A 10,802-nucleotide genomic window follows, 5' to 3' on the forward strand; every position below is an offset into this window, starting at 1 on the left:
GCTCAGCGCGCAGCGCTCAGCCGCGGCTGAGGTCGGACAGGCGGAACGACTCGGTGATCGCGTTCTTGGGCAGCCCGGTGATGCCCTTCTCGGCCACCATGAGGTTGGGCTGGAGGAAGAGGAAGTCGGCTGCAGCGTCCTGCGAGAGCTCGCGCGCCGCCTTCTTCATCAGCGTCACCTGCTCCTCCGGAGTGCCGGCGTCGGCGGCAGCCAGGTCCGCCTGCAGCTGCTTGTTGTCGTAGCGCGTGTAGTACTCGGGGTTGCCGAAGACCGCTGGCAGGTCCCGCGGCTCGACGTGCGCGACGATCGACATGTCGTAGTCCGCGTCGGTGAACACGGTGCTGAGCCACACGGCCGGGAACTCGAGCGTATCGAGCGCGACCTTGAAGCCGGCCTGCTCGAGCTGGCTCTTGACGACCTGCCCGCACGAGGTGGCGTAGGGCAGCGACGGCACGCGCAGGCGCAGCGGCTTCGCGGCCACACCCGTCTCGGCGACGAGTGCCTTGGCCTTGTCGACGTCGTAGGGATAGAGCCCGGTCAGGTCCTCGTACCACGGGTCGGTCGGCGGCACCATGCTGCCGATGAGGGTCCCGCGTCCCGCCCAGCAGGTGTCGAGCAGCGCCTGGTGGTTGATGGCGTACCGGACCGCCTGGCGCACCTTGAGGTCGTTCATCGGCGCCTTGCCGTTGTTGAACGACAGGACCACCTCGCCGTTGGTCGTGCCCTCGGTGATCTCGTACTTGTCGTTGTTCTCGAACTGCTGGAGCGACTCCGGCGCCTGCACCGTGCCGACGACGTCGATCGTGCCCGTGAGCAGCGCGTTGTTCAGCGCCGACGGGTCCTTGAAGTACTTGAAGGTGACGTCCTGGAAGAACGGCTTGGTCCCCCAGTAGTCCGGGTTCGCCTTGAGGTTGATCGAGTCGCCGCGCTTCCACTCGCCGAAGACGTACGGGCCGGTCCCCACCGGCTCGTTCGCGAGGTCGGTGACGCCAGTCTCGGACATCATGGCGCCGATGCGCGTGGACATCTTGTAGAGCCAGTTGTTGCTCGGCTTGCTCAGCGTCACCTGCAGCTGCGTGTCGCTCAGTGGCTTCGCCTCCGCCACGACGTCCATCGCGGACTTGAGCGAGATGGTCCAGTCGCTCTTGACCCGGTTGATGGAGAACGCCGCGTCCTTCGCGGTGAAGGCCGTGCCGTTCGTGAACTTCGCGTTGTCGACGAGGTCGAAGGTGTAGGTCTTGTTGTCCGCCGAGACCTGCCAGGCCGTGGCGAGGGCCGGCTTCAGCTCACCGGACTGGTCCACCTTGACGAGCGTCTCGTAGACGTTGTCGAGCAGCGCCTGCGGGATCGCCGCGCCGTCCTTGGTGGTGAAGTCGAGGCTCACCGGCTCCGCGACGAGGCCGACGGTGAGGGACGTGTCGCCCGAGCCGCCCGGCCCAGTGGTCGACGTCCCGTCCGAGGTGCCGGACCCGGCCGAACAGGCGGCGGTCACGGCAAGGAGCAGGACGCTCCCGGCTGCGGTGGCGAAACGGCTGGGCTTCATCGTGACTCCATCCCGTGTGGCGATCCAAAGGCACCGGTCTGACCAGTGGACTTTTCTCCGTTGGGCGCTACCGTTTCCCTCGGTGGCGCGGATGTCAAGGGTTGACACCGTCCGCGGGCCAAATGCGACCGAACGGCAACCGGGAAGCGGGGAAGGGGCAACATGTCGACGGACTCAGCCCGGCGCCCGGCGAGCCTGACGGCGCAAGCGCTCTCAGCGGCATACGGCTCTCTCTCGCTGTCCCCGGTCGACGTCCTGGAGGACGTGGCCGACGTCATCGCGCTGCGGGAGCCCGAGCTCAACGCCTTCTGGAGGTACGACGTCGACGAGGCGCGGTATGCCGCTGAGCGCAGTGCCGCACGCTGGCGCGCAGGTAGCCCGCGAGGTCCCATCGACGGCGTGCCCGTGACGGTCAAGGAGAACCTGGCCCGAGCCGGCGTACCGATGCCGGCGGGGAATGCCGGAGTGACTCCCGCCGTCCCCCAGCGCAGCAGTCCCGTCGTCGAACGCATCGAGGAGGCCGGCGGGGTCATCCTCGGCTCGACCGTCATGCCGGACTGGGGGATGCTGTCCTCCGGCGTGTCGAGCCTGCACGGGATCACCCGCAGCCCGTGGGATCCCCGCCTCACGACGGGCGGGTCCAGCTCGGGAGCCGGCGCAGCCGCTGCGGCCGGCTACGGCCCCCTCCACGTCGGCACCGACATCGGGGGCTCGATCCGCCTCCCCGGGACGTGGCTGGGCCTGACGACGCTCAAGCCGAGCGCGGGCCGCGTCCCCCTCGACGCGCCCTTCCTCGGGCGGGCGGCCGGGCCGATGGCGCGCTCGGCAGTCGATGCGGCGATGCTGCTGGGCGTCATCAGCGGTCCCGATCCACGCGACTGGACCGCCCTCCCGGCGGAGCGGCTGGAAGTCGACGACCTCACCGTCGGCGGCAGCTACGACGTCGCCGGACTGCGAGTCGGCCTGCACGTGGACGCCGGGTGCGGACTTCACCTCGACCCAGCGATCCGCGAGGCGGTCGAGGAGGCCGCTCGGGTCTTCGAGGCGGCCGGTGCCCGCGTCGAGCGGCTGGCGCCGTTCCTCACGCCAGCCCTGCTGCGTCAGCTGGACGAGTTCTGGAGGGTCCGCTCGCTCGTCGACTTCGACGCCCTGGAGCCGGCGGCCAAGGAGCGGGTGCTGCCCTTCATCCGGCGGTGGGTCGAGGCGGCACGCGGGGTGTCGGCGCAGGAGCTGATGCGGGACTACACGAGCATCACGCGGATCCAGCAGGTGACGGTGCTGGCCACTGACCCGTTCGACCTCGTGCTGTCGCCCGTGGCCCCGATTGCGGCCTTCCCCGCCGAGTGGCCGATGCCGTGGGGCGAGCGCGACGAGGGGATGGCGCACATCGGTTACACCGCCCCGTACAACATGTCCGGCCAGCCCGCCGCCACGGTCAACTGCGGCTTCCTCCCCGACGGGCGCGCCATCGGCCTGCAGGTCTCGGGACGCCGGTTCGACGACGTCGGGGTGCTCCGGGCCGTGCACTGGTTCGAGCGCCGCCGCAGCCCGGAGGCCACGCCCATCTGGCCCATCCCCCAGACCCGATCGAGTGAACGACAATCGGGCGCCCAGCCCCGATCGAGTGAACCGGATTCGGGTCCGTCGGCGCCGGGTCAGCCGGAATGACCGAGCAGCACGCCTTCGAGCAGGTCCGGCCGGTCCGTCTCTACGAGCGGATCGTCGAGCAGGTCGAGGCTGCCGTCGCGAGCGGCGAGCTCGCCCCCGGGCAGCGACTGCCGAGTGAGCGGGAGCTCGTCACGCAGTTCGGCACGAGCCGCGCTACCGTGCGCGAGGCCCTGCGTGTCCTCGAGAGCAACGGCGTCGTCCGCTCGCGCCCGGGGGACCCGAACGGTCCCGAGATCCTGCCCTTCAGCGCCCGCGGGCTGAGCAAGCAGCTCCGCCGGCTGGCCCGCGCGGAGGAGCTCACGCTCGCACAGCTGCTCGTCTCGCGGATGATGCTCGACGCCACCGCGAACCGGCTCGCCGCCGTCCTTCGCACCGACGAGCAGCTCGCCGACATGGACGCCGCCGTCGAACGGATGCGGGGAGCGATCGACCTCGGCTACGACGCGTTCAGCGAGGCAGACCTGGCCTTCCACGAGGCCGTGGCCGTCGCGTCGCGCAACACGATGATCCAGGTGAGCAACGAGGTCGTCCGCGACACCGTCCTCTCGGTCATCTCCGACAAGATCGCCAACGCGCGCAACAGCAGGGCGCTGATGCGCCGCTCCCTGGAGCACCACGAGCAGGTCCTCGGGGCGATCCGGGCGGGCGACGGGCCGGCGGCGGCGCGGGCCTCGCTGCAGAGCCTCTACGAGTACTACGCCGGCTACGTGCCCGCCTCGGAGCGGCACGCCCTCAGGGCACTGCTCGACGCCTGACCCGCCTGGCGCACGCCCCGCCTGACGGCTCGGGGTCGGGCGGCTCGGCGGGAGCGCCAAGCGTGGCCGCAGTCCCCGACTCCCGGATCGAGTGAACAGCTTTCGGCCCGGAAGTTGTTCACTCGATCGGGCTGGGAGGTGCCTCGCGAGGACAAGCCGGCTCAGCGGCATACGTCACTCGTTTGCCTCTTGTCCTTCGGCCGGATCCTTGGTCGACTGTCACTGGTGGGTCCAGCCCATCCGGGGCCGGACCCGCCAGACAGGCGACCGGAGGTACCCAATGACCAGTCAGACGCAGTCGATCCCTGAGGACGCAGAGCTCGAGGGGTCGCCGGCCGGTGTTCACGTGAGCACGACCGTCGCGGCCCCGCTCGAGCGCGTGTGGACCCACCTGATCAGCCCGCGCGGCACGGAGGCCCTGCTCGGCCCCGGCGCCCGCCTCGCCACGAAGGGTGAGCCCTGGCACAGCGAGGACGGCCCGTGTGGCGTCCTGCGCAGCTACCATCCTCTGGAACAGATCCGCGTCTCCTGGCATCCCCACGACGACGGGCCGCTCAGCATCGTCGACCTCCAGCTCAGGCGCGAGGGTGACGGGACCCGGCTCGACATCTTCCACGAGGGGCGCGGCATTGCCGAGGACGGCCTGGGCGACAAGGAACGCTGGGACGAGGCCCTCGGACGCCTGACCAGTTCTCTCGACGGCTGACCCGCCGCTGGCGTGCCCCGGGTCGTATGCCGCTGGGCCGGGGCGCGCTCCACCGTGTCGTCAATCGCCTACCGGAGTCGGCCCGTGCCCTCACACGTGGGTGGACGCACGACTCTCGGCGGAGACCTGTCGTTTTCGCTGGCCCCGGCCATGACCACGCCCTGGCCTGGCTGGACTCGCTCGGCCCGGGAGCCTGGCAGGGTCGCTCAGCGAACGACCATGACCGGGCATGCCGCGTCGTGGATGACCCGATGGCTGACCGAGCCGAGCAGCATGCCGGTGAAGCCGCCCCTGCCGCGGGAGCCGACGACGATCAACCCAGCGTCCTTGCCCAGCTCGCTGAGCAAGGCGCCGGGCTCGCCGAGGACGGCCTCGGTCGTCACCTCGAGCGACGGATGCGCGGCGCGGACGCGCTCGGCGACCTGGTTGAGGCTCTCCTCGGCCCCGGGCGCGGTCGGGTCACGGTCCTCGGGGCCGTCATCACCCCTGTCGCTGGCCCCGGCCTCGACCACCGTCCGCGTGTTCACGTGCAGGTCCTCCGCGACGCGCACGATGCGCAGCCGCGCCCCCGCTGCAGCGGCAGCCTCGGCAGCGGCGTCCACCGCGCGCTCCGACGGCGGCGAGTCGTCACTGCCGACGACGACCGGGTGGGCGGCGTCCGGACGGTTGGGCCTGGGCAGGTTCTCCACGTCGTCCGTGTCCCCGCCCGCCGCCGCCCGGACGATGACCACGGGACAGCGCGCATGGGCAGCCACGGCGTAGGACGTCGAGCCGAGCAGGCCGCTGAGGATCCGGCCACGCCCCCGGCTGCCCACGACGACGAGGTCGGCCGACTCGGATGCCTCGATGATCTGTCCGGCCGGGCTGCCGAGCCAGTACTGCGTCTCGACCTGGTTCACCTCGAGTGACTTCCTGGCCCGCTCCGCCCCCTCGGCAACGATCTCCTGTGCCGTCCGCTCGTACACGGGCTCGACGTGAGCCAGATCCATCGCGGCGAAGCCCGGCGTTCCGGCCATGTTCATGCCGTGCACGATCGTCAACGGGCGCCCGCGCTCTCGGGCCGTCTCGACGGCCCAGTCGAGCGCCAGCTGCGACGGGAACGAGCCGTCGTAGCCAACGACGATGCCGTGGGTCGGTGTGTTCGCCTGAGCCTCAGCGGAGCTCGCCGTCTCGGGTGCCGAGCCGGGCTGGTCGGTGGTATCCGTCGTGACGTCCGAGTCCATCTTGAGCACCCTCTCCGGTTGCGTTGGCCGGAGCGGCCGCTCCGGCCTTGTCCATCCTCTCGCAGGGCGGGGTCAGGCGCAGCACCGGGTGAGCAGTTCCATGTGGGACGACCCGGACGCCCGGCCCGCCCGCCGCTGGGCTCACCGGTCAGATGCCGAGCTGCTTGGCCACCGCGTCTCCCCCGATCGACCGGATGAACTCGGGGTCGCCGACGACGACGAGCCGGTCGGTGGCCCGGGACATGCCGACGTAGAGCTTCTCCCTCGCGCGGTCCGCGTGATCGGTGTTGACGCAGAGCACCACTGCGCGCCGCTCCAGGCCCTTGCAGCCCAGGACGTGCCCGTAGAACACGTCGTCGCTCTCCCAGAAGGAGCGCCAGTACCCGATCTGGCCGTCCGCGTCCTGGCGTTCCTTCTGGGCCGGATGGCGGGACCCCATCGTCAGCAGCGCGATGTGCTCCGGGTGCCAACCCTCGTCGAGCAGCGCCTCGACCTGGTCGTCCGCGACGCCGATCGCCGCGCTGCTCGTGCACGGCATGACGGCGACCTCGGGGCCATCTCCGCCCCTGGGGGTCATCCGCATCGGGGTGAGCGGGCCGAAGGCGCTGGCGATCTGCCGCGTGTTGCGCAGGTTGTGGTCGAGCACGAGGGGCACGAGCGGCACCGGCGGCTGGCCGTACCTGGCGAAGATCCGCTGGTTCTCGTCGCTGTAGACGTAGAGCCCGCCCGTGTCTTCGTCCTTGAGCGCCTTCATGAGCGGGTGCCACCAGTGGTCGGCGAAGTCCTGCGCCTCGTCGACGATGATCGCGTCGAAACGCTTCCCCTCCGGTAGCCCGGTCGCCACCCCGGCCATCTGCGCGGCCAGGTCCCGCTCCCAGAAGTCGGCGTCGTTGCGGTCGTGGTCGGTGGAGATGCCCCATTCGTTCGCGAGGTCCTCGAAGGAGCCTGCGAACGCCGGACGGTGCCTGCGTGGCACTCCGGCGAGCTGCCGCTTGAAGTACTGCGAGAGGCCGATCGAGTAGCAGAGCAGGGCGACCCGCTGCGGCTTGCGCTCTCCCTGTCCGCGCGTGAGGTCCTTGGCCTGCGTGAGGGCCAGGATCGTCTTGCCCGAACCGGCTCCTCCGCGCACCTCCAGCCGGTGGATCAGGCGAGTCACCTTGAGCAGGTCGGCCTGCTCACGCGTCAGCCGGTCCGCGACGGCCTCGCGCTCGTCGGCCTCCGCGGTGATGTCGGGGACCGGGAAGCTGCGCCCCGTCAGGATCTCGCGGATCAGGTCGATGTCGTCATGGGTCGGGACGCGCTGCTCGTTCTGCTGGAGGGCGGCGACGTCGTGGACGCGGCCGGCGAGGTCGGCGAGGTCTCCTCGTCCGCTGACCATCCAGCGTGGGCAGTCCGGGGTCGCGAAGTCGGACGCGAGGTCCGTGTACGGCAGGACGATCGCATGGCCGAAGCGGACTCGGCTGCGGCGGTTCTTCCACCGCGGGTCGGCCTCGATGAAGTCGCGGAGCGCATACCTGCCGTCGCGAGCCTGCTCGACCGGCCGGATCCGGCTGGTCCGGTTCCGCCCTCCCGACCACCATCGGCCCTGCTCGTCCACCGACACGCTGCCGCCCTTGACCTCGACGACGACGACGCCCACCTCGGGCATGAGGACGAGGATGTCGAGCTCGTGGTCCTTCTGCGTGCTGGTCAGGCGCAGGTTCGGGACGAGGGCCGTGTCCGCGGAGACCTGCCGGGAGAGCCGGTCCCAGACGAGCCACTCAGCCTCGTTCGCGAACTGGTGCCCCTCGACCGTCTCCCGGTCGCCTCGGCTCTGCCAGCTGTCCACAGGCCGCACCATAGCCACGGTCGCGGCAGTCCGCAGGGAAACCGATTCCCGCACGGGCAGTTTCGCCTCCTCCACGCCGTCTGGGAGTGAGCCCCGTCACAGGCATGGACCTCCCTCCGGCGGGTGCCTACTGTGGTGAGTGGCCAGTTCGGCCTCCGGGATGCCCGCGCTGGCCGTGGTCAGGCGCGATGCGCCCTCCCGGCGCCTGCCACCGGCAAGCCCCGGACTGGAGGTCGTCATGACGACGGACACGCACGTATCGACGCCAAGCGGTGCCGCATCCGCCCGGGCCCTCGATGGTGAGGCCCGCGTGCGGCTGTACGAGACGATGGTCCTCTCCCGCACCTATGAGGAGGCGATCCTCAGGGAGTACCACGCCGACAAGGGACCGGGGTTCGACATCGGCAAGGGGCTGGTCCCCGGGGAGATGCACCTGTCGGCCGGCCAGGAGCCGGTCGCCGCCGGTGTGTGCGCACACCTGACCACCGATGACGGGGTCACCGCCACGCACCGACCGCATCACTTCGCCATCGCGCACGGCATGGACCTGCGGAAGATGACGGCCGAGATCTTCGGCCGCGAGACCGGGCTCGGCCGGGGACGCGGCGGTCACATGCACCTGTTCGACCCCGACACCCACTTCTCGTGTTCGGGCATCATCGCCGAGGGCTACCCGCCCGCGCTGGGGCAGGCGTTCGCCTTCAAGCGCAAGGGCACGGATCGCGTCGTGGTCGCGGTGACCGGCGAGGGGGCCGCCAACCAGGGCGCCTTCCACGAGTCGCTCAACCTCGCGGCCGCGTGGAACCTCCCGGTCGTGTTCATCGTGGAGGACAACGACTGGGGCATCTCCGTGCCGAAGTCAGCCTGCACCGCGATCCCGTCCAACGCCGACCGGGCCGCGGGGTACGGCATCCCGGGCGAGCGCGTCGAGGACAACGACGTCGAGGCGGTCCACGCGGCCGCTGGCAACGCCGTCGCGCGCGCCCGAGCTGGTCAAGGGCCCTCGCTCATCGAGGTCCACACCCTCCGGATGTGGGGCCACTTCGAGGGCGACGCCCAGGGCTACCGGCCGGAGCTCGCCGAGGTCCCCGCCCAGGACCCGATCCCACGGTACGAGCAGACCCTCCGTACGGCCGGGCTGCTCGACGACGACGCCGTGGCGCGCATCAAGGCGGCGGCGAGCGAGCGGGTCGAGGACGCGGTCGTCTTCGCCCAGAACAGTTCCCTGCCGGATCCAGCGCAGGCCACCGCCTACGTGTTCGCCTGAGGAGACGACGATGACCATCACTGACACCACCGCGACTCCTGCGCCCGCTGCTGGCCGGCGCCTCAGCACCTCCAAGGCGATGGTCGAGGCCATCGCCCAGGAGATGGAGCGCGACCCGTCCGTCATCTACCTGGGCGAGGACGTCGGCGCCTACGGCGGGATCTTCAGCTCGACGACCGGGCTGCTCGACCGCTTCGGGCCGGACCGGATCCTCGACACCCCGATCTCGGAGACCGCCTTCATCGGCCTCGGCATCGGCGCGGCAACCGAGGGCATGCGCCCCATCGTCGAGTTGATGTTCGCGGACTTCCTGGGCGTCTGCTTCGACCAGATCTACAACCACATGGCCAAGATCCACTTCGAGTCCGGTGGCAACGTCAAGGTCCCCATGGTCCTGACCACGGCGGTTGGCGGCGGGTACTCCGACGGGGCCCAGCACTCGCAGTGCCTCTGGGGCACGTTCGCCCACCTCCCCGGTATGAAGGTCGTCGTGCCGAGCAACCCGGCCGACGCCAAGGGCCTGATGACCGCGGCGATCCGCGACGACAACCCCGTGGTGTACATGTTCCACAAGGGCGTCATGGGCCTGCCCTGGATGGCCAAGAACCCCCGCTCCATCGACGCGGTCCCGGAGGGCGACTACGTCGTGCCGATCGGCAAGGCAGCGCTGGCCCGCGAGGGGAAGGACGTCACCGTCGTGACGCTGTCGCTCTCCGTGCACCACGCTCTCGATGTCGCCGAGAAGCTCGCCGGTGACGGCATCGACGTCGAGGTGCTGGACCTGCGCAGCCTCGTCCCACTCGACCGTGAGGCGATCCTCACCTCGGTCGCCAAGACCGGCAGGCTCGTCGTCGTCGACGAGGACTACCGTTCCTTCGGCCTGTCCGGCGAGGTCGTGGCCACGGTCACCGACCGGGATCCGACGCTGCTCAAGGTGCCGGTCCAGCGGGTCGCCGTCCCGGACGTGCCCATCCCCTACGCCCATGTGCTCGAGTACGCCGTGCTGCCCAGGCCGGAGCGAATCGAGGAAGCGGTGCGCCGGGCGGTGGCCGGATGACCGATGTCCCCTTCCCAGGACTGTCCAAGGAGGACCCCGACAGCGAGGGCGTCGTGTCGACCTGGTTCGTCGGTGAGGGCGAGTCCGTCGCCGCGGACCAGCTGCTCGCCGAGGTCCAGGTCGACAAGGTGGCCGCAGAGGTGCTCGCCCCCGCCGCCGGGGTCGTGCACCTCCTCGTCGAGGAGGAGGGCGTTGTCAAGCAGGGCGAGCCGATCGCCCGGATCGACTAGCCGTATGCCGCTGGGCTGGGTTCGCGAACACCGTCACCACCCAGCCCGGCGCGCCCCCACCCCTGATCGAGTGAACAGCTTGGGAAGGGACTCTCCCAAGCCCGTTCACTCGATCGGGTGAGTGGCCACGTACGCGACGGGCGCAATGCCCAAGACCACGCCGTATGCCGCTGGGCTGGGTTCGCGAGCACCGTCACGACCCAGCCCGGGGCGCCCCCACCCCTGATCGAGTGAACAACTCTCGGGAAGGGGCTCCCCCAATCCCGTTCACTCGATCGACTGAGAGCTCGGGGCCACGGGGGCACGGGGTCACGCGGTCACTGTCGGCGGTCTCTCCTACGGTGGGGTGCATGACCCTCCACCTGTCCACCATGTCCCCGGTCACGAGCCGAAGGCGCTTCCGCGACCTCCACGTCCCCGGCCGTCCCCTACTGATGCCCAACCCCTGGGATCCCGGCTCCGCGAAGGTGCTGGAGAGCCTGGGCTTTCACGCCTTGGCGACGACGAGCGCCGGCTTCGCTGGCA

At 70.4% G+C, this 10,802-nt stretch carries 10 protein-coding genes; 7 read left to right on the forward strand and 3 right to left on the reverse strand.

The genetic code is table 11. The annotated features are described in order from the left end of the window. Nucleotides 1-16 precede the first annotated feature (16 nt). A complete protein-coding gene (locus VJN29_RS07315) occupies nucleotides 17-1,543 on the reverse strand; it encodes an ABC transporter substrate-binding protein (protein WP_324142964.1) in 1,527 nt (508 codons plus the stop codon). A gap of 162 nt (nucleotides 1,544-1,705) precedes the next feature. On the opposite strand from VJN29_RS07315, the gene VJN29_RS07320 reads away from it, so the two are divergent. The 3 genes from VJN29_RS07320 to VJN29_RS07330 all read left to right on the forward strand — a co-directional run bounded on the left by VJN29_RS07320 (nucleotide 1,706) and on the right by VJN29_RS07330 (nucleotide 4,672). Beyond that, on the forward strand, nucleotides 1,706-3,211 hold the full coding sequence (locus VJN29_RS07320; RefSeq protein ID WP_324142965.1) for an amidase: 1,506 nt from the start codon (nucleotides 1,706-1,708) through the stop codon (nucleotides 3,209-3,211). Then, nucleotides 3,208-3,966 (forward strand): FadR/GntR family transcriptional regulator, encoded by a 759-nt coding sequence (locus tag VJN29_RS07325; protein ID WP_324142966.1) that lies wholly within the window; start codon nucleotides 3,208-3,210, stop codon nucleotides 3,964-3,966. Before VJN29_RS07320 ends, VJN29_RS07325 begins: the two co-directional genes overlap by 4 nt. 280 nt (nucleotides 3,967-4,246) lie before the next feature. Further along, nucleotides 4,247-4,672, forward strand: coding sequence for an SRPBCC domain-containing protein (locus VJN29_RS07330; RefSeq protein ID WP_324142967.1), 426 nt, complete (start codon nucleotides 4,247-4,249; stop codon nucleotides 4,670-4,672). 206 nt (nucleotides 4,673-4,878) lie between these two features. On the opposite strand, the gene VJN29_RS07335 is transcribed toward VJN29_RS07330, so the two are convergent. Both VJN29_RS07335 and VJN29_RS07340 read right to left on the reverse strand, forming a co-directional pair. After that, nucleotides 4,879-5,895, reverse strand: a complete 1,017-nt coding sequence (locus VJN29_RS07335) for a universal stress protein (protein ID WP_324142968.1) — start codon at nucleotides 5,893-5,895, stop codon at nucleotides 4,879-4,881. Nucleotides 5,896-6,043: 148 nt separating this feature from the next. After that, on the reverse strand, nucleotides 6,044-7,723 hold the full coding sequence (locus VJN29_RS07340; RefSeq protein WP_324142969.1) for an NERD domain-containing protein: 1,680 nt from the start codon (nucleotides 7,721-7,723) through the stop codon (nucleotides 6,044-6,046). Nucleotides 7,724-7,961: 238 nt separating this feature from the next. Here VJN29_RS07340 and VJN29_RS07345 point away from each other — a divergent pair, with 238 nt between their 5' ends. From VJN29_RS07345 to VJN29_RS07360, 4 genes are all read left to right on the forward strand, one after another. After that, nucleotides 7,962-8,990, forward strand: a complete 1,029-nt coding sequence (locus VJN29_RS07345; protein WP_324142970.1) for a thiamine pyrophosphate-dependent dehydrogenase E1 component subunit alpha — start codon at nucleotides 7,962-7,964, stop codon at nucleotides 8,988-8,990. 10 nt (nucleotides 8,991-9,000) lie between these two features. Beyond that, nucleotides 9,001-10,047, forward strand: a complete 1,047-nt coding sequence (locus VJN29_RS07350) for an alpha-ketoacid dehydrogenase subunit beta (RefSeq protein WP_324142971.1) — start codon at nucleotides 9,001-9,003, stop codon at nucleotides 10,045-10,047. Next, nucleotides 10,044-10,277, forward strand: coding sequence for a lipoyl domain-containing protein (locus VJN29_RS07355; RefSeq protein ID WP_324142972.1), 234 nt, complete (start codon nucleotides 10,044-10,046; stop codon nucleotides 10,275-10,277). The genes VJN29_RS07350 and VJN29_RS07355 overlap by 4 nt, the downstream gene beginning before the upstream one ends. Before the next feature lie 371 nt (nucleotides 10,278-10,648). Beyond that, the coding region (locus VJN29_RS07360; RefSeq protein ID WP_324142974.1) for an isocitrate lyase/phosphoenolpyruvate mutase family protein at nucleotides 10,649-10,802 on the forward strand (154 nt) is incomplete at its 3' end.

It is taken from the genome of Intrasporangium sp. (assembly GCF_035280925.1).
GTDB lineage: Bacteria > Actinomycetota > Actinomycetes > Actinomycetales > Dermatophilaceae > Intrasporangium.